Below are 21,991 nucleotides of genomic sequence, written 5' to 3' on the forward strand. Positions count from 1 at the left end.
TAAACTATTCATATAACAAAAAATGGGGCATAAGAATGATCATTCAAAAGAAACTACTCCTAACTACATTCTTCGTGGCTTTTTGCTTAATATCAACGCCAATGGTTATGGCTGCGAGTGATATACGTACCGAACAAGTCCAATTCAAAAAAGGCGCATCCAGTGCCATTATTTCTTCGTCCATCAAAGGCTATGAAATAGTGGACTATGTCCTTCGTGCCAATGCTGGGCAAGTCATGAATGCCAGTTTAGCCACAAAAAATACTGCAACTTTTTTTAATATTTTGGCACCTGGGGAAAATGAAAGCGCTATGTTTATTGGTTCCAATAGCGGTAATCAATTTGAAGGTGTCTTACCCAAAACTGGCACATATAAAATCCGTGTTTATATGATGCGTTCAGCTGCACGTAGAAATGAAGTGGCTCCCTATCGGCTAGAAATTATGATTAGTGGTAAGGCTGCACAAACCACTTCACATGATGCCAAAGTCGCAGGTACACCGTATCATGCCACTGGCAAAATTCCATGCGCAGCCATGTCTGGTCAACCGATGGGAACTTGCCAATTTGGGGTGAAACGACAAGGCAACGGTAATGCTTTAGTTACAGTGATGCATAACAATGGCAAAAAACGCGTCATCATTTTCCAAAATGGACGAGCAACTGGATATGACCAAAGTCAGGCTGATCAATCAAAATTTAGCAGCACTAAAGATTCCGATCTAAGCATCATCAAAATTGGATCTGAACGCTACGAAATACCAGATGCTGTCGTTTACGGTGGATAACTCAAGATTAAGGAGGTTTGTATGAGTTTTTTAGCGAGCCTACTGGTGGGGAAACCTCTTACTATATTTTGGATTGCTGTTGCTTTTTTTATTGCTTATTTGATTGTTCGCAATTTTAGCCACAAACGACGTGCCAAATATTTGGGCATTACAACCATATTATGGCTGCTCTATGCTGCATGGGAATTCCTGATTAAAATAAAAACGCCAGATGCAGATATTCGTGTGGACCTATTGGTGATTTGGCCTATCCTTTTTATTCTGTCTCTGTTTTCAATTATTCTGCTGTTTTTTAAATGTGAAAAATAAATCAAGCGAAGACCTTAGATTAAAAAAAGATTGAACAAAAAAAACCAGCCACTCAGGACTGGTTAAGGAAAAAATACGATTTCATCTAAAGAACATGACATTCTTTTATGGCTGGATGAAACCCTATTTGATCATTAATTTTTATTATTGTGCGGTATAGCCACCATCCATCACGACAGCCTGCCCTGTAATACCCACACCTTTGTCACTGGCTAAGAAAATGGCATAGTCTGCAATTTCTTCTACACTCAATAAACGTTTTTGTGGCACCATCGCCAAAATCACATCTTCAAGTGCAGAGTCTAAACTCACATTACGCGTTTTCGCTAAATCGGCAATTTGCCCGCGTACCAACGGCGTATCTACATAGCCCGGACAGAGTGCATTCACGGTAATACCATCACGTGCACATTCTAAGGCTGCGACTTTGGTGAGACCAATCACACCATGTTTGGCGCTGTTATAACCTGCTTTACCAGCAAATCCAATTAAGCCATTAATTGATGCCATATTGATAATACGACCTGATTTTTGCGCTTTCATAATTGGAAAGGCATGTTTAATCCCAATAAAAGAACCTGTTAACATCACTTCAATCAACTTTTGATAGACTGCTGTTGGGAATTCTTCAATCGGGGCAACATGCTGAAATCCAGCATTGTTAATCAGAATATCCAACGTACCAAAAGTCGCTTGGGTGAGTTCAATTGCAGCTTGATATTGTGCTTCATCGGTCACATCACAAGGCGCTGAAAGTGCCTGAAAACCCTGTGCTTTTAATGCTTCAGCTGTTTTCTGACATTTTTCAGCATTCATGTCAGAAATAACAACTTTGGCGCCTTCTTGAGCAAATTTCTTGGCAATTTCCAAACCAATACCGCTGGCTGAACCGGTAATAAATGCAACTTTATTTTCTAACTGCAAACTCATTACTTACTCCTTTTACATCTTGCCTGCATCCGCAGGCGTAAACTGCAATGTAAACTTAAACAATACCGAAAATTGTAAATGCAGCAATCACGACAAATACTGCTATGGTTTTAATAATCGTGACTGCAAAAATATCTTTATACGATTGTTTATGCGTTAAGCCTGTGACTGCAAGCAAGGTAATGACAGCACCATTATGCGGTAAGGTATCCATCCCGCCTGATGCCATAGAAACCACACGGTGCATCACTTCTGGTGGAATTCCTGCAGCTAAAATTGCCGCATTGTATTGATCTGCCATCGCACTCAACGCAATACTCATACCACCTGAAGCCGAACCTGTAATCCCGGCTAAGACCGTCGTAGTCACTGCACCATTCACCAATGGATTGGTAAAAGTCGAACTTAATCCATGACTGATCAAAGCAAAGCCTGGTAAGGCCGCAATAATGGCACCAAAGCCATATTCCGAAGCGGTGTTCATAACTGCAAGTAAAGCACCGCTGATACTGGTATTGACGCCTTCTTTGAATTGCACAATCACACGTTGATAATCATATAAAAATGCACTGATGATCCCGACAATTAATGCCAAGCCAACCGCCCAAATCGCACCTGTTTTAGCCACATCAACCGTATAGTTGGCTAGACCAATCGCATTAAAATCAAACCCATTTGGATACCACTTCGGAATCGCTGTCGACAAAAACTTGTTCATCACTGCTACTAAAATGAGGGGCACAAACGCGAGAGCTTGACGTGCTTTAGAACCATTTGGTGTATCTAAAATATTCGATGTTGCAGCAGTCGCTGTTGATTCAGGTTGTACTTGTGTATTGGTAAAACCTACATAGCCCTCACCAGCTTGTGCAGCAACGCGACAACGCCATTGCAGATACAGCAAACCCATACAAAGGACGAAAATTGCACCGATAATCCCTAAGAATGGCGCGGCATAAATATTCGTACCAAAAAAGGTCGTTGGAATCACGTTTTGAATTTGCGGTGTACCAGGTAACGCATCCATGGTGAAGGTAAATGCACCGAGTGCAATGGTTCCTGGAATCAAACGCTTTGGAATATTCGCTTCTTGGAATAACTGGTTTGCAAATGGGTAAACCGCAAATACCACCACGAATAAACTCACGCCACTATAGGTCAGAATTGAGCCTAACAAGACCACTGTTAAGATTGCACGTTTAGCACCAATCAAACTAACAATCGTTTTCGCAATCGAAGAGGCAATCCCCGACATTTCCACGACTTTCCCGAAGATTGCACCCAACAAGAAGACCAAGAAATAGTCTTTGATGAAATTCACCATCTTCGGCATAAATACGCCCGAATAGAAAGGTAAAACATGGTTAGGTGCAATTAAAAAAACAGCAAGTAAGGCACACAGCGGTGCCATCAGAATAACTGAAAATCCTTTATAGGCTGTATACATCAACAAGCCTAAAGACAGCAGGATGACAAAGAAATCCCACATATTCTTTTCTCCCTGATAAAGAATATTGAAGGGCTCACACATTGCAAAACACAATGTGATAGACCTTTATTTTTTGACCGAAAAAATGCTTAATTTTATTAAGAGTTATCCTAAACTCCGTATAAAAACAATAAGCATAAATATTTTAACTACCACTTATAGTATTTAAAAAAATAACACCAAAAAATTAAAAAACAACATTTAAATATATAAAATAAATCACACATAAATATAATTTAATATATTTCAATATCTTAAAAAAACAATTTATACAAAAATATAATATATTAAAAAACATGATTAATTGTTTTAAAAAACTCATTAATTAATTTTTATAATATAAAAAACTCCACCCATAATATTAAAAATTCATTTTAAAATATAAAAATTAAATAAAGTTAATTTCTTGTAACTTCATTGTTTTTTTGCATTTCATGTGAAAAAGGCTCAAAATCAAAGCAGTTCTTTTTCTTCGCTTCGACCTCTTGGTACACATCAGCCCATGACTTTAAAACAATTAAAAGCCTTTCTTGCCCTCGCGCGTAGCCTAAACTATGCCAATGCATCGAATGAACTCCATCTCAGTCAGTCAGCTCTCAGTCTTACCATCAAAACCTTAGAAGAAGAACTGGGCGGAAAGTTATTTAAGCGCAATACGCGTCGGGTTGAACTCACATTTGAAGGCAAATCACTCATTCCCTATGCCAGAAAATTATTGGCAAACTGGGAGGACATGGAAAAAGACGTGAAGCAACGTTTTAAACTTCAGCGCGGTACACTCAACATTGCTTCCATGCCTTTTGTCACACACGGGATCATGCCGAATGTGATTCAAAACTTTTTGAGCTTACATCCAAATATCAATTTTTCCATTCACGACATTACCAATGAAAAAATTATTGAAAATGTGCTGGATGGTATTTTCGAATTAGGCATTTGTTTTGAACCGCAACAGATCGATTCTCTCGAATTCCTACCCTTGTTTAACGAGGATTTTCTGGCCTTATTGCCCAAAGCACATCCCTTAGCAAGCGCTACATCCCTGACATGGCAAGAGCTCTGTGCCAATCCTTTTGTCACTTTGCAGCAACCCTCGATTGTGCGCTATCTGATTGAAGAGAATTGTTCCAAAAACAATATTCAATTGGACTTAAAGGTTGAATGCCACCAAATCAGTTCTTTATCCAGTTTTGTGGCTCTAGGTATTGGAGTCAGCGTCATTCCTCGTCATTTCCAGCAATTCATTGATACTGAAAAAAATGTGCTGATTGAATTACAAGATCAGGATCTGTTTAAGCCTGTTGGCATTATCTATAAAAAGAATTTTGAAATTTCCAATATCACGGCGCAATTCATTGAAACCCTGAAGCAGTATGATTATAAAAAACACATATAAATGAACAAATTACAATTAATCCTACTCAACTTCGCCCATTTCTCTTTTATCCCATTACAAGATTCAGCCCAATTGAAATGCTGAATCTTGTCTATTTTTCACTCCATTATTGAGTTTTTCTGATTAACTGTTTGAAATTTTCAACTTCCTTATCCTGATGGGCAATGCTAATAATGAGTTCATACAAACCTAAGGGATTTAGAGAAGTTAATATGAATAAGTTATATTCAAATGCCGCACTTGCTTTGCAAGATGTCGTTAAAAATGGACAAACGATTGCAGTCGGTGGTTTTGGCTTATGTGGTATTCCTGAAGCCTTGATTGAAGCCCTGAAACAAACTGGTGTAAACGAACTCACCTGTATCTCTAACAATGCAGGTGTCGACGATTTTGGTCTTGGCAAACTGCTACAAACCAAACAAATTAAAAAAATGATTTCATCTTATGTGGGTGAAAATAAAGAATTTGAACGCCAATATTTAAATGGTGAACTTGAAGTGGAACTCACCCCACAAGGCACACTGGCAGAAAAATTACGTGCGGGTGGCGCAGGCATCCCTGCTTTCTTCACGCAAACAGGTGTTGGCACGCTCATCGCGGAAGGTAAAGAACAACGTGAGTTTGAAGGTAAACCGTATATTCTTGAAAACTCATTAACGGCTGATGTTGCCTTAGTCAAAGCCTATAAAGCAGATAAAGCGGGCAATCTAATCTTCCGTAAAACCGCACGCAACTTCAATCCTGAATGTGCAATGGCGGGTAAATTTACCGTGGTTGAAGTAGAACACGTGGTCGAAATTGGTGAACTCGATCCAGATGATATTCATTTACCAGGTATCTATGTTAATCGCATTATCCTGAATGCCACCCCAGAAAAACGCATCGAACAATTAACCATTAAGCAGGAGGCTTAATCATGGCTTGGACACGCAATGAAATGGCTGCACGTGCTGCCCTTGAACTTGAAGATGGATTTTATGTCAATCTTGGCATTGGTTTACCGACCCTTGTCGCAAACTATATTCCAGAAAATATCAATGTTTGGTTACAGTCTGAAAATGGTTTATTAGGTATTGGTGAATTCCCAACGGCAGAAACTGTTGATGCCGACCTAATTAATGCGGGTAAACAGACAGTTACCGCACGTAAAGGCGCAGCATTTTTCTCCAGCTCTGAATCTTTTGCCATGATTCGTGGTGGTCATGTCAACATCGCCATCTTGGGTGCCATGGAAGTGTCTGAACAAGGCGATCTTGCCAACTGGATGATTCCAGGTAAGAAAGTTAAAGGTATGGGCGGTGCAATGGACTTGGTTGCAGGCGTACAAAAAGTGGTTGTACTGATGGAGCACTGCGCCAAAGATAGTAGCCCTAAAATTGTAGAGCAATGTACCCTACCACTGACAGGTCAAGGTGTGGTGAATCGTATCATCAGCGATTTAGGCGTGATGGATATTACTCCAGAAGGTGTTAAATTGATCGAGCTTGCCACAGATGTTAGCTTGGAACACATTCAAGCGGTTACAGGCGTACAATTGATTGTCGATGACATTCAAGAAACTGTAAGTGCATAAATCAGATTGTTTAAAGCAGCTTCGGCTGCTTTAATTTTGATTCAACAAGAACGGAACACAGATATAAATACACGGAGATAAATATGAATAAAGACATCGTCATTGTTGCTGGTAGCCGTACCGCGATGGGAAATTTTCAAGGTGCATTATCTAGTCTTTCAGCACCAGAACTTGGCGCAGCCGTTATTCAGGATACATTGAAGCGCGCCAATGTTGCCGCTCAAGAAATTGATGAAGTGATTATGGGTTGTGTACTGCCTGCGGGTTTAAAGCAAGCTCCAGCCCGCCAAGCCATGCGTCTTGCCGGTGTGCCTGATCATGTGGGTGCAACCACCATCAACAAAATCTGTGGTTCTGGTATGAAAGCCGTGATGCAAGCTGCCGATGCCATTTGTGCTGGCAATGCTGAAATTGTGATGGCGGGTGGTATGGAATCCATGAGTAATGCACCCTACTTACTGCCAAAGGCACGCTCAGGTTACCGTATGGGACATGGTGAAATTAAAGATCATATGTTCCAAGAAGGTTTGGAAGATGCTGAAACTGGGCTTTCGATGGGTGTATTGGCACAGCAAATGGCCGATAAAAAAGGCTATACCCGTGAGCAACAAGACGAATTTGCCATTCGTTCTTTAACTCGTGCGCAATCAGCAATTCAAAATGGTTTTTTACAAGCTGAAATTACCCCAGTTACCGTGTCTAGCCGTAAAGGTGAAGTTGTTGTCGCTCAGGATGAAAATCCGTTTAATGCCAACATAGACAAGATTCCCCACCTTCGCCCTGCCTTTGCCAAAGATGGCACCATCACCGCAGCCAATTCAAGTTCGATTTCTGATGGTGCTTCCGCAGTGCTGGTCATGTCAGCTGAACAAGCTGCTGCTCGTGGTTTAACACCGTTGGCTCATATTCGTGCAACGGCAACCAACTCCCAACACCCTTCAGAATTCACCATCGCACCTGTTGCTGCCATTGAAAAAGTATTGAAAAAAGCAGGCTGGTCTATAGAAGATGTTGATCTTTGGGAAATTAATGAAGCCTTTGCCATGGTGGCGATGGCGGCAATTGATGCCTTTAATTTAGACCCAGAAAAAGTCAACGTAAATGGTGGTGCATGCGCATTGGGTCATCCATTGGGTTCATCAGGTTCACGCATTATTTTAACCTTAATCTATGCGTTAAAGCGTTTGGGTAAACACAAAGGCGTAGCCACCCTCTGTATCGGCGGTGGCGAAGCAACCGCAGTTGCGGTTGAGCTTACCTAACTGCTTAGTTTTAGAAAAATGATACAGATCAAGGTGATAAAAGGTTAAACTTTTATCACTTTTTTAATGCAGAAGAGTGACACAGATGTCTCAACAAGATTATGAAAATGGATTAAAAGTACGTACCGAAGTCATGGGGGAAAGTTTTGTTAAACGCGCCCAAGACAATACTGTACCTTTTACTCAGCCACTACAAGATTGGATTAATGAACATGCTTGGGGCTCGACTTGGCAACGTGAAGGTGTATTACCACGTAAATACCGCTCATTGATTACGATCGCCTTTTTAACTGCACAAAAAAGCCCAACAGAGCTGAAAGGACATATCCGAGGTGCACTGAACAATGGTGCAACAGTTGAAGAGATTCAAGAAGTCCTCTTACACAGCCTGCCATACTGCGGTGCTCCTGCAACGCAAGAAGCTTTTCGTGCTGCTTTAGAAGTGATTACTGAATATCAAAAGCAGAGTCTTTAAAATAATTTAAAGCATTTAAAGCAACCATTCAGCTGCTTTAAATGCTTTATTTACTTGATATTATAGATTTTGTGCAATCGCATAGCCGAGCATCAAACTCACTTGCAAACCTACCACAATTGCAAACCACTTCCAGCCTTTTTGCTTTAACACGATTTTATTCGGATATATTGCTATTTTTATCATTCTCTATCTCCAATACACTTATCGTTTAAACGGAATAAACATATATTTCGATTATTTATACAGCAAATTCTACACCAACTTTTAAAACTGTTACTTAATCATGAGTGTTTCAAGCCATATACGCTCAATTTAAAATATTTTCTAAATTCAATTATTAGAGCTGATAAAATATAACCTATAAAAATAAACATTGTGATCCATATGAAGCACAAACCTATTTTCGTTCTATTTCTGCTTTTGCTCATCAGCCCACAAATTTCCTATGCCAATTTCTTTCAAAATCTTAATATTTTTCAAAGAAAAAATAGCACCAGCAATATTTCGTATGGTACAGACGTATTACAAAAAATAGATGTCTATTTGCCCAAATCCAGCACACATAAAACTCTGAATCAACAATTATCACCCATTTTATTCATTGTACATGGTGGGGCTTGGCGTATTGGTGATAAGTCTCATCGAGGCTTAATTCAACATAAAGTCGATTACTGGAATCAGCAAGGCTGGGTGGTAATTTCAGTCAATTATCGCTTAGTTCCGAACGTTACGGTGCAACAACAGACCCAAGATATTGCCGATGCACTCAACTTTGTGCAAATGAATGCCGCTGATTGGCACGCAAATGCTCGCAAAGTCATGCTTATGGGACATTCTGCAGGTGCTCATTTGGTTACCTTACTGTCTACCCGCCCGGAATGGATCTCAAATTTTCCAAAACCGTGGAAAGCCACCATTGCTTTAGATAGTGCTGCCTATGACTTAGAAACACTCATGACAAATCAACATGCTCAATTCTATGATTTTGTGTTTGGCTCTTCTGTCGAGAACTTGCGCTTAGTTTCACCTAAAGTCCAATTAAAACACCCCCTTCCTGCTTTTCTGTCCGTGTGTTCTACCATTCGTCCAGATCAACCTTGCACACAAGCGCAGGCTTTTACAAACCAAGCGAAATCTTTAGGCTCGACGACAGCCTTCTTGCCAGTTCCTTTATCTCATGCAGACATTAATCGCAACTTAGGGCTCAATAATGACTATACCCAACAAGTCGATCAGTTTATGCAACAGCAGATAAAAGATTAAATTTATGATTTAAATAAAAAAGCCACCCGAAGGTGGCTTTTTAATAGGTTATGGATTAACCGATAAACTTACGTGCGTTACGGAACATACGTAACCATGCACCATCTTCAGTCCACTCTTCTGGTTTCCAAGAATGTTGAATGGCACGGAAATTACGCTCTGGGTGCGGCATCATAATGGTTACACGACCATCTTTAGAGGTTACACCTGTAATCGCTTCTGGAGAACCGTTCGGGTTCAATGGGTAGTGCTGAGTTGGGTTACCATGGCTGTCTACATAACGTAAAGTCACTTGGTTGCCCGCATTTAGCGCAGCCAATTGCTCCGCAGTTGCAACCACACGACCTTCACCATGTGCAACCGCAATTGGAAGAATCGAACCTTCCATGCCTTCAAGTAAGACTGAGTTTGATTTCTCAATACGTACATTCACGCTACGTGCTTCAAATACTTCTGAAGTGTTGCGATGGAAACGTGGCCAAGCATCTGCACCAGGAATTAACGGTGCAAGTTGTGACATCATTTGACAGCCGTTGCATACACCTAAAGTGAATGTTTCTTGACGGTTAAAGAATTTCTCAAATTGATCACGTAAGCGTGGGTTAAATAGGACTGATTTTGCCCAACCACCGCCAGCACCCATGACATCTCCGTAAGAGAAGCCACCACATGCCACTAGACCTTCGAAGTCATTTAAGTCAACGCGCCCAGCAAGTAAATCGCTCATATGAACATCGACAGTATTGAAGCCGACTTTATCAAATGCAGCTGCCATCTCAGTTTGACCATTCACGCCTTGTTCACGCAAAATGACCATGCTTGGACGACGTAAATTAATAAATGGCGCTTCAACTGGCTCATTCAAATCAAACGTCGGCTGTGCAATGATACCTTGATGTGTACTATCTGCAATTAAGGCAAACTCTTGGTCAGCAGTTTCGGAATTGTCACGTAAACGTTGAATTTGATGTGATACTTCAGCCCAAGCATGTTGCAAGTCAACACGTAGCAAAGTCAATCCATTTACAGTCAATTGATCTGTAGTATTCACATAACCAACCACTGAAATTGCATCTTTCAAACTTGAGGTAGTCACTTCAAGTTGTAATGCTTCCCAATCTGCTGTCGCGATTTGGAGAACTGCACCAATTTCTTCCGCGAATAATGCAGCCGTGGTTTGATTTTCTAATGCAACACCTAAACGCGAAGCAAACATCATTTCCGCAACAGTTGCCAATAAACCGCCATCACCAATGTCATGGTAGGCTTGAATTAAGCCGCGGTTGTTCCAGTCTTGAACCAAATCAAAGAAGGCTTTGAACTCAGCAAAACTGTCGACATCTGGAGTAACCGAACCAATCGCTTTGTACACTTGCGCAAGGATCGAACCGCCTAAACGGAATTGACCTTTAGACAAGTCAATACGGACCAATACAGAATCGGTATTTTTCAATTCAGGAGTTAAGGTTTTACGAACATCATTCACAGGAGCAAATGCGGTAATCACACCACTCATTGGTGAAGTCACTGACTTGTCCTGACCTTCGTCATTCCAAGTAGTACGCATTGAAAGTGAGTCTTTACCGACTGGAATTGCAATACCTAAAGCAGGACACATTTCCATACCAATGGCTTTTACACCTTCAAACAAGGCTTGGTCTTCACCTTTTTGCCCTGCTGCTGCCATCCAGTTTGCAGACAATTTAATGTCGCTAATCTGTTCAATGTTGGCACACATGATGTTTGAAATTGACTCAGCTACTGCCAAACGTGCTGATGCTGCTGGGTTGAGTAATGCCACAGGTGGACGTTCACCCATTGCCATCGCCTCACCAGTATAACCCTGTAAGCTTGTAGTGGTGACTGCTGCATCTGCCACAGGAACTTGCCAACGACCCACCAACTGATCACGTGCAACCATACCTGTAATTGAACGGTCACCAATAGTGATTAGGAATGATTTAGACGCAACGGTTGGGTTCTTTAATACACGGAAAATCGCGTCTTTCAAGTCCACTTGTGATGCATCAAAATCGTCACCTTTGCGCTCGATGGTTTCGTATGAACGGCTCATACGTGGTGTACCGCCAAGCATCACTTGCATTGGCATATCCACCGCTTTGTTGTCAAACAATGGATCGTTCACCGTCAATTGACGTGCTTCAGTCGCTTCACCTAATACCGCAAATGGGCAGCGTTCACGCGCACAAATTGATTCAAATAACGCTAAAGATTCTGGTTTAATCGCAAGGACATAACGTTCTTGTGCTTCGTTTGACCAGATCTCCATTGGAGACATGCCTGATTCAAGTGAAGGAATCTTACGAAGATCTAAAATTGCACCGAGTTCATGGTCATTCACCAATTCAGGCATGGCATTCGAGATACCACCCGCACCGACGTCATGTACAGATACGATTGGGTTTTCATTTTCCATGCGCCAGCAGGTATCAATCACTTCTTGGCAACGACGTTCCATTTCTGGGTTTTCACGCTGCACCGAAGCAAAGTCTAGGCTTTCACCCATGGTACCACTGTCTACAGATGATGCAGCACCACCACCCAGACCGATTAGCATCGCTGGACCACCCAATACAATGAGTAAGTCACCTGGCTGGATCGCATCTTTTTCTACATGGTCAGGACGAATGTTACCGTAACCACCGGCAATCATAATTGGCTTGTGGAAACCTTTCACTTCACCATTGACGTTTTGTTCGAAGGTACGGAAGTAACCATTTAACGCAGGACGACCAAATTCGTTATTAAACGCAGCACCACCTAATGGGCCTTCAATCATGATTTGAAGTGGCGATGCCATACGAGATGGTTTACCGTAATTTTCTTCCCAAGGTTGTTCAAAACCAGGAATGTTCAAGTTAGAAACTGTAAAGCCAGTTAAACCTGCTTTTGGCTTACCACCACGACCTGTTGCACCTTCATCACGAATTTCACCGCCCGAACCTGTTGCTGCGCCTGCAAATGGTGCAATTGCTGTTGGGTGGTTATGCGTTTCCACTTTCATGAGGATATGAGCAGCTTGGCTCTTATACTTATAAGTATAATGACCTGTGTCTTCGTCTTTTTTCGGATAGAAACGCTGTGTGTCATAACCCACAATCACCGATGCGTTATCTTTATATGCCGATAAAACGTCAGTTGGTGATTCTTTGTAGGTATTTTTAATCATTTGGAACAATGATAACGGTTGAACTTCACCATCAATAGTCCACTCAGAGCCGAAAATTTTATGACGGCAATGTTCTGAGTTGGCTTGAGCAAACATCATGAGTTCGATGTCATGCGGATTACGACCCAGCTTGATAAATGCTTCAGTTAAGTAATCAACTTCTTCATCAGACAAAGCAAAACCAAATTCAGAGTTGGCTTGAACCAATGCCTGTTTACCTTGACCCAAAATATCAATGGAGTTCAAAGGTTTTGGCGCAGTTTCTTGAAATAATGCGGTTGCATCTTCAATACTGCCAAATACGCTCTCAGTCATGCGGTCGTGTAATGCCAGCTTTACTTCATTCGATACTTCAGAAATACCTTTTAAAGTAAACAAAACACCGCGTTCAAGGCGGTGTATCGGGGTATTACAGTTGGCGAAGATATCCGTTGCTTTAGAAGACCACGGTGAAATCGTACCCACGCGAGGTGTCACCAAAATCTGGACTTCATCACTTGCAGCTTGGCGGATTTGGAAGCTTTCGCCTTCATTTAACAATTGTAAAGCAGATTGCTGCTGTTGCTCGTTGAGCGCTTGGTCAAACAGATAGACCCATTGGCTTTCTATTGATTGAACAGAACTAATTGACGCTAGACGTGATAATAGTTGAGTTTTCTTAAAAGAAGAATGTGCTGGTGCACCGGCCACGATAAACATGCTGATTTTGGCTCCACGGGCAAGTCTTTTGAACTTTACCGCAATGTGACTTTGAAGAGAGCACATATTCTACTGTGAAAAGGAAAAATCAGCTAGATAGATAAACTCAATTATGTAACCTAATCCTGCAATAAAATTGTGTATAAGCCCTTGCTTTTATTTTTTTAAGAAAAAATGAACGACAAATAAGGAGTTGGTGAGTGCAATACATTTAAAATCACATCACCAACAGAAAATCGTATGATTTTCACCCTCCCCCTCACAACTCCTCTTTCTCCGTGAATACCACTCAAGTTTCCAACTAGATCCGTGAGTCAGTTTAATCTGTATTTTTACATTCCAACCGTCAATTCGTGTCGCACCGCTCTAGTGCAACACTGCATTTTTTGGCATGATTTAAGCAATCCTTCTATGAAACATAATAAATGGAACAAATGCGTTGGTTAGAACTGCTTTCCACAGTTCGCATTGGCAGTAAAAAACAAAGTTCAGAACAAGCTCGAAGCCCTTTTCATAAAGATTATGACCGTATTATCTTTTCGCAAAGTTTTAGACAACTCAATCGAAAAACTCAAGTCCATCCACTTACGCAACATGATGGGATTCATACCCGACTTACCCATTCTCTAGAAGTCTCTTGTATTGGTCGCTCACTAGGGATGTTGGCGGCTGAAAAAATTAAGGATGAACTCCCCGTTTGGATTTCCCCTGCCGATGTTGGTGCGATTATTCAAGCCGCATGCTTGGCACATGATATTGGCAACCCGCCATTTGGTCATGCGGGTGAATATGCCATTCGCGAATGGTTCGATGATGCCTCACATGGCAATTTTTTAGCAAAGCTCACTGCTGAAGAAGAAGCCGATGTACGCCAATTCGAAGGTAATGCACAAGGTTTACGCTTACTGACCAAAATTGACTATCATCCAAACGATGGTGGAATGCGCCTGACCTATGCCACTTTGGGGGCGTACTTGAAATATCCATGGTTATCCAAAACCATCGCAGAGCAAGGCAATACCCCTGCCAGCATGCGTGCCAAATTTGGCTGTTATCAGGCGGAAAAAGACATTTTGGGGCAAATTGCCGAACAACTCGGTTTAATTCAGTTGGCACCAGATCGTTACTGTCGCCATCCACTGACCTATTTATTAGAAGCCGCAGATGATATTTGCTATGCCCTGATTGATTTAGAAGATGGCATTATTCTAAATATGCTCAGCTATGAAGAAGTCGAACCCATCTTTCTCGATCTGATTGCAGACTATGGCAGACCTTCAGAATTGTCTATGGATACCACTTGGCAGCAAAAAATTGCCGCTTTACGTGGTCGGGTGATGAAACGTTTGGTGGATGAAGTGACTACTGCTTTTGCCAAACATCATTATGAAATTCTGACAGGTCAGCTTAAAGGCAGCTTATTGCAGTATTGTTCTGAAGATATTGAACTCGGCATTAACCGTGCCAAAGAATTGGCGCGTGATAAAATTTTTGAACATCCACAAAAAGCAGGTTTGGAAATTATTGCCCATCAAAGTTTGCAGAATATTTTAGATGCCTTTATTCCCCTGACTACGCCACACAAAACCTTAAGTTTTAAAGAACAACGGCTGTTTACCATTTTAAAGCGTTCAGGTGCGCGTTTTGGCAACAATCATTATGAAAATATTATGCAAGTACTGGATATTATTTCGAAGTTTTCAGATCATCAAGCCTATAATCTTTCGCAAGAATTGCAAGGCAACAAGTCTGGCTTGATGTAACACAAATCGCCGCACACGAAATGTCTTCCAGAGTATTTCTAAATGCGTGACTGAAACATAATTTAATTTGTCAGATTGACAACCGTATACACCTAAAATAGTGAAGTTTTAAAAATGATTGGATGTTTAATTGGCGAAGTGTTTGCCCTCGAAGCCCCAACAGTACTGCTCAATGTGAATGGCGTGGGCTATGAGATTGACACCCCATTGTCGACATTTTGCCAATTACAGAAAGGACAAAAAGTCACTTTATGGACGCACTTAGCAGTTCGTGAAGATGCGCAATTGCTGTATGGTTTTTTACATCAACAAGAAAAACTCATTTTCCGCACACTATTAAAAGTCAATGGTGTCGGTCCTAAAATGGCATTAGGCATTCTTTCCACATTAAGTGTAGACATGCTGATCCATACGGTTGAGCATGAAGATGTGAATACACTGGTGAAAGTGCCTGGGGTCGGTAAGAAAACTGCTGAACGCCTAATGATTGAATTACGCGATCGTTTTAAAGCGATGTCCTCAGGTACAGTTCCAAGCAACTCTACGCTAGAACAAATCCAATTCACAGGAAATTCAGCCGTTGCCGAAGCTGAAGCCGCTTTGCAATCTTTAGGCTATAAACCATTAGAAGCGCAAAAACTGGTGAATGCTGCAAAAGGTGATTTTACTGAAGCCAGTGACATTATCCGTGCTGCACTCAAGTCGATGAATAAATAAAGTACTGTATTCAAGACGTCAAACGATACATATAAACATCATTCGCAACTGTTCGAATCAGGAGACATTTGCACATCAATGTTTCTGCGATATAGTCGATACGAACTTTCATTCGATGAGTTTTGCGATGAGGTGCATTGCACCGCAAGTGGTTTTCTTGCGAAGCATTGCTTCCCATTTTGCCAAAACAAAAGTAAGGCGAACCGCAGGTTATGCCTAAATTTCGCTCGAAGCTGGAAAGACTGCTCCAAGGTACACACTTTTTTTTCTGACATTTTGCTACGAAGCATATTCACTTAAAGTTTAAATAATATATGCAAGACCGTCTCATCGGTGGTTCCGAAAAACCCGAAGATCATTTTGATCGCGCCATTCGACCAACCTCACTGGATGACTATATTGGTCAACCTGTAGTACGCGAACAAATGGAAATCTTTATTGGTGCTGCACGCGGTCGTGCCGAAGCACTTGACCATACTCTGATATTTGGTCCACCTGGTTTGGGTAAAACCACGCTGGCCAATATTATTGCGCGTGAAATGGGCGGAAACTTAAAGTCGACTTCAGGACCTGTATTAGAACGTGCAGGTGACTTGGCTGCTATGCTGACCAATCTTGAAGAGGGCGATGTATTATTTATTGACGAAATTCACCGTCTTTCGCCTGTGATTGAAGAAATTCTCTACCCTGCAATGGAAGATTACCAACTCGATATCATGATTGGTGAAGGTCCCGCAGCCCGCTCCATTAAATTGGATTTACCGCCCTTTACTCTTGTCGCAGCTACCACCCGCGCAGGTCTACTCACTTCTCCGCTGCGTGATCGTTTTGGTATTGTGCAACGTCTCGAATTTTATTCAGTCGCGGACTTAACTCATATTGTGACCCGTTCAGCCAATTTAATGGATGTGCCTATTACCCACGATGGTTCGGCAGAAATTGCAAGACGTGCCCGTGGTACGCCTCGTATTGCCAATCGACTATTACGACGTGTCCGTGACTATGCACAAGTCAAAGGGACTGGTGAAGTCAACCAAGAAATGGCTCAACGTGCGTTAGATATGCTGAATGTGGATAAAGATGGTTTGGATACTTTAGACCGTCGATATTTATCCATGTTACTTGAACGTTTTGATGGTGGTCCTGCGGGTGTAGAGGCTTTAGCTGCAGCGATGGCAGAAGATTCAGGAACGCTTGAAGATGTGATCGAACCTTATTTAATTCAACAAGGTTATGCGATGCGTACCGCACGTGGACGAATTGCCACCAATATGGCGTATTTACAGTTTGGAATGACACCACCTGAACCGAAAGAGAAATAATAAAAAAAAGGGAGCTTGTCTCCCTTTTTTTCCTTTAAATAAAAGCTGCACGCATTGCAAATAAACAGATCGAAGTACACGCGTTTTAGGTAAAGTGTTCTACCCTTCATACCTTTCAGATAACTAAATATATTTATACGGTTTTTGTCTTATCTTAAGCACTGTGACATATTTTATAACCTAATTATAATATTTGCCTAGGCTCTGTAATTCATGAAAAGATTTCAACTACCTTTAATTTGTGCATCCCTTTTACTTTGTAGTCCTTCAAGTTTTGCAGATTGGGTCAATGACTCGGTCAATAGAGTCGAAGCGCATACCATTCAATTACGTCAATACATTCACCAACATCCTGAACTAGGCAATATGGAGTTTCAGACCTCCAAACTGGTACAAAAAGAACTTAAGTCTTATGGCATTGAAGTGAAATCTGGATTTGCCAAAACAGGGGTTATTGGAATTTTAAAAGGAGCTAAAGCAGGTCCAGTCATGGCATTACGTGCAGATATGGATGCTTTACCTATTGAGGAAAAGACCAACCTTACCTTTGCTAGTAAAGCCAAAGCTATTTATCAAGGCAAAGAAGTTCCGGTCATGCATGGTTGTGGACATGATGCACATACTGCAATGTTGCTGGGCGCTGCAAAAGTCTTAGCTGAGAATCGAGATCAGCTTGCTGGAACCGTTGTGTTTATTTTCCAACCTGCAGAAGAAGGTGGTGCTGACATTGATAATTTCACACAAGGGGCTGAAATTGGCTCACGTAAAATGATTGCAGATGGCGCACTCAAAAACCCGAAACCAGAAGTAATCTTTGGTATGCATGTTATGGCAGGTATGCAAAGCAACAATCTATTTTATAAAGAAGGTGTGATGCTGAATAGTGCGGATCACCTACGTATTCAAGTCAATGGAAAACAAGTGCATGGTTCTACGCCTTGGGATGGGCGTGATCCAATTTACGCTGCTTCGCAAATGATTGACAACTTACAAAGTCTGATCAGCCGCAGATCCAATCTAACTCAAGGGATAGGAGTCATTAGTATCGGCAGCATTCAGGCTGGAACAGCAGGAAATGTCATTCCTGAACAAGTGAATATGGTCGGTACAATCCGTTCCAACAATGAAAACATTCGCCAGAACCTGTTAAAAAATATTCCCATCATGTTAGAACACAATGCTTTAGCCAATGATGTGCAGGCGAAAGTCGAAATTGCTGCCTATGCACCTGTCACGTCAAACAATCCTATCCTGACACAACTGATGCAACCAACACTCAAACATGTTGCAGGTAAAGATAAACTCCATGTACTCAATAACAATGCAAGCGCCAGCGAAGATTTTTCATATTATGGTCAGCTTATGCCATCCCTCTTTGTGTTTTTAGGTGCAACACCACCATCACAAAAAATGGATCAGGCAGCACCGAATCATAATCCATACTTTATCGTAGATGATGCCACACTAAAAACTGGGGTAGAACTTCATGTCCGCTTTATCCAAGACTACCCTAAGGTTGCTACTGGAGTACAAAGCCAGTGGAAGCAACAAAATGAAAACTCTAATTAAAATAATATGAAGACAAGGTGATCTCTCAGGATCACCTTTTAATTTGTTAGGCTTTCTAGATCATCAAGCAATTCCAGCTAAGTCCAGATGGTCAATCTGCCACAATACTTATAGTTCCTTCACCTCTTCCACCAACATCAATTCACATGCTCCATCACCTGTATCATTCCGCGTAAGAGAACTACGCCAAGTCCAGCCATCTGCCGCTTTCACTTCGACCAAATGCCCTTTTAAATAAATCAGGTCATCTTGGTCAATATCTGCCAATTGTTTTGCGATTGAAGAATTTGCAGGAATCAGATGTGTATTGGCACTCTGTGTTTCAATTTCATGGTGTGGAATTGGTGGTTGATTTTCATAACGCCAATAATACCAACGATTACTTTGGCGTATCGAAACCTGTTTATAGACAGATGGATCTGCCATCGCTCCCCAACCGAGTGCAAAATCGACAGGACTGAGTTCTGCTTCACGTCCCGAACGATAATTTTCCCGTGAAAGTACCCGGAACTGACCTTCATAAGCAGCCAAATTGGTCATGGTATAACCATTAAAGGTTTGTACCTCAGTACTTACCCGTTGATAGTTCTGAGCACTTTCAACATTGGGGCTTGGTTTCCACCAATAGTTGAGTCCAGCAACAATCACAATCAACCAAACTAAATAGGCTCGACGGCTCATCTTTCCCCCAAAATTATCAATGCAAAGTATCCATTTTTATTCTTCAAACTCAGTCTCATCTGTTTTCAGATTGAAATCTTGTGCCATTGGACGGTCATTTCAAACTGCTAAACTTCAAGGCATTACTTAACCCATAATACCGACTAATCTATTCACTGCAATTCCTCCCAGCAGCTTTAGACAGTCATGGGTTTGAAACACAACATTAAATCTAGACATGGAACACTATCATGGCGAATAAGTTCGAATTTCAGATTCGTGTATATATTGAAGACACTGACGCAGGCGGTATTGTCTATCATGCCAACCATATTCGCTTTATGGAACGTACCCGTACCGAATGGTTACGTGCCTCTGGTGTAGACCATTACTGGCACCAAAAAGACTACAACTTCGTGGTGCATAAAATTAATGTCAAATATCAACGTCCAATCTTAATGGATGATCTAATTACTGTTACAGCAAGTGTAGTTTCGTGTAAAGCTACGTCATTTGTATTGCAACAAAATATTTATCGTGGTGAAATCTTGTTGGCATCTGGTGAAGTTGAATTGGCGTGTATCAGCGCTGAAATGCGACCTCGTCGTTTGCCAGATGAAATTCGCGATCTAATTCGTAAAGAGTTAGAACAAATTTAAAAAACTCAACTCAGTGTAACTATGGCAAATCAATTAGACACCACTCTTCACGTTTCAGACCTCATTTTACAAGCAAGTCCTGTCGTACAACTGGTGATGCTTTTACTCTTATTCGCATCTATCTATAGTTGGTTTCTAATTGCCAAGTTACATCTGAGCTATAAAAAAGCTCAGGCAGATGATGAACATTTCCAAAAAATCTTCTGGTCTGGTGCCGAACTCAATACCCTGTACAACAATGCCCAGCTCAACTCTAAACGTGTCGGGCTAGAAGATATTTTCTATCAAGGTTTGGGTGAATACCTGAAACTTAAAAAACGTCATGCGCCAACGCAACAAACCATTGAAGGCACTGAACGTATTTTGCGTGTCGGTTTAAGCCGTGATCAAGGTGGTTTAGAACAAGGTTTAGGTGCTTTAGCCAGTATTGGTTCTGTTGCACCTTATGTCGGTTTATTCGGCACCGTTTGGGGCATTATGAATGCCTTCATTGGTCTGGCAGATGTCGATCAAGTCACTTTAGCGACCGTTGCACCGGGTATTGCAGAAGCCTTAATTGCAACCGCGATTGGTTTATTCGCAGCAATTCCAGCCGTTCTAGCATTCAACCATTTTACAGCCAAAGGCGAAATGGTTTATTCAGACCGCGCTTTGTTTGCGGAAGAAATGGTGGCGCTATTACAACGTCAGTCAGTAGGTTCTGTTCAGGAAAATGACTGATGGCGATTCAACGTTCAGGACGCTTTGAGCGCATAAAAAAACCCTTAAAAAGTGACATGAATGTCGTACCGTACATTGATGTCATGTTGGTGCTGTTGGTGATCTTTATGGTCACTGCGCCCATGATTACCAGTGGCATTAAAGTCGATTTGCCACAAGCCAATGGCACTCCGCTTCAGTCAGAAGATGCACCTTCAATTGTGTCATTAAAAGCCGATGGAACGTACTTTTTAGAGCAAAAAGGACAAACGACTGGACCACTTGCACTTGCTGAACTCACTCAATTGCTAGTCGAGTCTCAAGCACAAGCTGAACAAGAGAACAAAAAATTAAATGTTGTGATCAATGGTCATCAAACTCGTCCTTATGGCGAGGTCATGGCTTTAATGTCGAGCCTTCAAGATGCAGGCTTAACCCAAGTGGGTTTACTGACCGAACCTTTAAAGTAATATGAAGAATTTTCAAAAGCCACCTTTCAAACAAAACGCAATTGCACTGGGTTTTACCTTCGGTGTACACGTCCTTGCGGTTGTTGGCTTGCTTTATTTAGGGATGAGTAAACCACCTAAGCCACCAGAGCAAATCAAAACCGTATTGATTAAACCGCAGGATTTACAGCCATCTCCGCGCGAAGAAACTGAATTTACAGAAACTGCGCATGAGAATATTGCCCCTGAAATTACGCAAACGGCTGAACCCAGTGTAGAACCTGCTCCTGTCATTCCTGTTGCGACACCTAAGACCAATACTGCTGAACAACAAGCAGCTCGTTTAGCTCAGGAAAAAGCTAAAGCGCAAGCCGATGCTGCCGCAAAAGCTAAAGCACAAGCGGATGCCGCAGCCAAAGCACAAGCAGATGCCGCTGCGAAAGCCAAAGCACAAGCCGATGCCGCTGCAAAAGCTAAAGCACAAGCCGATGCTGCCGCAAAAGCTAAAGCACAAGCCGATGCCTCTGCAAAAGCTAAAGCACAAGCCGATGCTGCTGCAAAAGCTAAAGCTCAGGCAGATGCCGCCGCAAAAGCTAAAGCTCAGGCAGATGCCGCCGCAAAAGCTAAAGCTCAGGCAGATGCCGCCGCAAAAGCTAAAGCTCAGGCAGATGCTGCAAAAGCTAAAGCACAAGCCGATGCTGCTGCAAAAGCTAAAGCACAAGCCGATGCTGCTGCAAAAGCTAAAGCACAAGCCGATGCTGCTGCAAAAGCTAAAG

Annotated in this window: 20 protein-coding genes and 1 pseudogene; 16 read left to right on the forward strand and 5 right to left on the reverse strand. The window is 41.7% G+C overall.

The features are described 5' to 3' along the window. Nucleotides 1-35 precede the first annotated feature (35 nt). Nucleotides 36-788, forward strand: a complete 753-nt coding sequence (locus MKI85_RS02940) for a hypothetical protein (protein WP_241624815.1) — start codon at nucleotides 36-38, stop codon at nucleotides 786-788. Between the two features lie 21 nt (nucleotides 789-809). Further along, the gene (locus tag MKI85_RS02945; protein WP_241624819.1) at nucleotides 810-1,097 is read left to right on the forward strand and encodes a hypothetical protein; all 288 of its coding nucleotides are present in this window, start codon (nucleotides 810-812) and stop codon (nucleotides 1,095-1,097) included. A gap of 144 nt (nucleotides 1,098-1,241) precedes the next feature. Here MKI85_RS02945 and MKI85_RS02950 read toward each other — a convergent pair whose 3' ends face one another. Then, the gene (locus MKI85_RS02950; RefSeq protein ID WP_241624821.1) at nucleotides 1,242-2,027 is read right to left on the reverse strand and encodes a 3-hydroxybutyrate dehydrogenase; all 786 of its coding nucleotides are present in this window, start codon (nucleotides 2,025-2,027) and stop codon (nucleotides 1,242-1,244) included. A 55-nt stretch (nucleotides 2,028-2,082) separates the two neighbouring features. After that, on the reverse strand, nucleotides 2,083-3,516 hold the full coding sequence (locus MKI85_RS02955; protein WP_241624823.1) for a GntP family permease: 1,434 nt from the start codon (nucleotides 3,514-3,516) through the stop codon (nucleotides 2,083-2,085). 502 nt (nucleotides 3,517-4,018) lie between these two features. On the opposite strand from MKI85_RS02955, the gene MKI85_RS02960 reads away from it, so the two are divergent. From MKI85_RS02960 to MKI85_RS02980, 5 genes are all read left to right on the forward strand, one after another. Further along, entirely contained in the window at nucleotides 4,019-4,912 is an 894-nt protein-coding gene (locus MKI85_RS02960; protein WP_241624825.1) for a LysR family transcriptional regulator, read from the forward strand. Between the two features lie 212 nt (nucleotides 4,913-5,124). Then, nucleotides 5,125-5,826, forward strand: coding sequence for a CoA transferase subunit A (locus MKI85_RS02965; RefSeq protein WP_241624827.1), 702 nt, complete (start codon nucleotides 5,125-5,127; stop codon nucleotides 5,824-5,826). A 2-nt stretch (nucleotides 5,827-5,828) separates the two neighbouring features. Next, nucleotides 5,829-6,485, forward strand: a complete 657-nt coding sequence (locus MKI85_RS02970; RefSeq protein WP_241624828.1) for a CoA transferase subunit B — start codon at nucleotides 5,829-5,831, stop codon at nucleotides 6,483-6,485. An 83-nt stretch (nucleotides 6,486-6,568) separates the two neighbouring features. Then, nucleotides 6,569-7,747, forward strand: coding sequence for a thiolase family protein (locus MKI85_RS02975; RefSeq protein ID WP_241624830.1), 1,179 nt, complete (start codon nucleotides 6,569-6,571; stop codon nucleotides 7,745-7,747). An 85-nt stretch (nucleotides 7,748-7,832) separates the two neighbouring features. Then, nucleotides 7,833-8,222: a carboxymuconolactone decarboxylase family protein gene (locus MKI85_RS02980; RefSeq protein ID WP_241624833.1), complete on the forward strand. Its 390-nt coding sequence runs from the start codon at nucleotides 7,833-7,835 to the stop codon at nucleotides 8,220-8,222. Between the two features lie 60 nt (nucleotides 8,223-8,282). On the opposite strand, the gene MKI85_RS16900 is transcribed toward MKI85_RS02980, so the two are convergent. Next, nucleotides 8,283-8,408, reverse strand: coding sequence for a hypothetical protein (locus tag MKI85_RS16900; protein WP_281070015.1), 126 nt, complete (start codon nucleotides 8,406-8,408; stop codon nucleotides 8,283-8,285). Between the two features lie 201 nt (nucleotides 8,409-8,609). Between MKI85_RS16900 and MKI85_RS02985 the strand changes: the two genes are divergently transcribed. After that, a complete protein-coding gene (locus MKI85_RS02985; RefSeq protein WP_241624835.1) occupies nucleotides 8,610-9,488 on the forward strand; it encodes an alpha/beta hydrolase in 879 nt (292 codons plus the stop codon). A 55-nt stretch (nucleotides 9,489-9,543) separates the two neighbouring features. Here MKI85_RS02985 and purL read toward each other — a convergent pair whose 3' ends face one another. Then, nucleotides 9,544-13,377 carry a phosphoribosylformylglycinamidine synthase gene (purL, locus tag MKI85_RS02990; protein WP_241624837.1) on the reverse strand — a complete coding sequence of 1,278 codons (3,834 nt, stop codon included), beginning with the start codon at nucleotides 13,375-13,377 and terminating at the stop codon, nucleotides 9,544-9,546. Between the two features lie 425 nt (nucleotides 13,378-13,802). Between purL and MKI85_RS02995 the strand changes: the two genes are divergently transcribed. The 4 genes from MKI85_RS02995 to MKI85_RS03010 all read left to right on the forward strand — a co-directional run bounded on the left by MKI85_RS02995 (nucleotide 13,803) and on the right by MKI85_RS03010 (nucleotide 18,748). Further along, the gene (locus MKI85_RS02995) at nucleotides 13,803-15,140 is read left to right on the forward strand and encodes a deoxyguanosinetriphosphate triphosphohydrolase (RefSeq protein WP_241624839.1); all 1,338 of its coding nucleotides are present in this window, start codon (nucleotides 13,803-13,805) and stop codon (nucleotides 15,138-15,140) included. A gap of 114 nt (nucleotides 15,141-15,254) precedes the next feature. Further along, nucleotides 15,255-15,857 (forward strand): Holliday junction branch migration protein RuvA, encoded by a 603-nt coding sequence (ruvA, locus tag MKI85_RS03000; protein WP_241624841.1) that lies wholly within the window; start codon nucleotides 15,255-15,257, stop codon nucleotides 15,855-15,857. Between the two features lie 314 nt (nucleotides 15,858-16,171). Then, the gene (ruvB, locus tag MKI85_RS03005; RefSeq protein WP_241624843.1) at nucleotides 16,172-17,179 is read left to right on the forward strand and encodes a Holliday junction branch migration DNA helicase RuvB; all 1,008 of its coding nucleotides are present in this window, start codon (nucleotides 16,172-16,174) and stop codon (nucleotides 17,177-17,179) included. Nucleotides 17,180-17,392: 213 nt separating this feature from the next. Continuing rightward, entirely contained in the window at nucleotides 17,393-18,748 is a 1,356-nt protein-coding gene (locus MKI85_RS03010) for an amidohydrolase (protein ID WP_241624845.1), read from the forward strand. A 108-nt stretch (nucleotides 18,749-18,856) separates the two neighbouring features. On the opposite strand, the gene MKI85_RS03015 is transcribed toward MKI85_RS03010, so the two are convergent. Beyond that, the gene (locus MKI85_RS03015) at nucleotides 18,857-19,429 is read right to left on the reverse strand and encodes a hypothetical protein (RefSeq protein ID WP_241624847.1); all 573 of its coding nucleotides are present in this window, start codon (nucleotides 19,427-19,429) and stop codon (nucleotides 18,857-18,859) included. Between the two features lie 230 nt (nucleotides 19,430-19,659). Between MKI85_RS03015 and ybgC the strand changes: the two genes are divergently transcribed. From ybgC to MKI85_RS03035, 4 genes and pseudogenes are all read left to right on the forward strand, one after another. After that, complete coding sequence (gene ybgC / locus MKI85_RS03020) at nucleotides 19,660-20,067, forward strand: tol-pal system-associated acyl-CoA thioesterase (protein WP_087526929.1); 408 nt, start codon at nucleotides 19,660-19,662, stop codon at nucleotides 20,065-20,067. Between the two features lie 21 nt (nucleotides 20,068-20,088). After that, on the forward strand, nucleotides 20,089-20,787 hold the full coding sequence (gene tolQ / locus MKI85_RS03025) for a protein TolQ (protein ID WP_241624849.1): 699 nt from the start codon (nucleotides 20,089-20,091) through the stop codon (nucleotides 20,785-20,787). Continuing rightward, complete coding sequence (gene tolR, locus MKI85_RS03030; RefSeq protein WP_241624851.1) at nucleotides 20,787-21,236, forward strand: protein TolR; 450 nt, start codon at nucleotides 20,787-20,789, stop codon at nucleotides 21,234-21,236. Before tolQ ends, tolR begins: the two co-directional genes overlap by 1 nt. A gap of 1 nt (nucleotide 21,237) precedes the next feature. Continuing rightward, nucleotides 21,238-21,991 (forward strand): annotated as a pseudogene (locus MKI85_RS03035) (cell envelope integrity protein TolA); the annotation flags it as partial.

It is taken from the genome of Acinetobacter zhairuonensis, assembly GCF_022601715.1.
Classification (GTDB): domain Bacteria; phylum Pseudomonadota; class Gammaproteobacteria; order Pseudomonadales; family Moraxellaceae; genus Acinetobacter.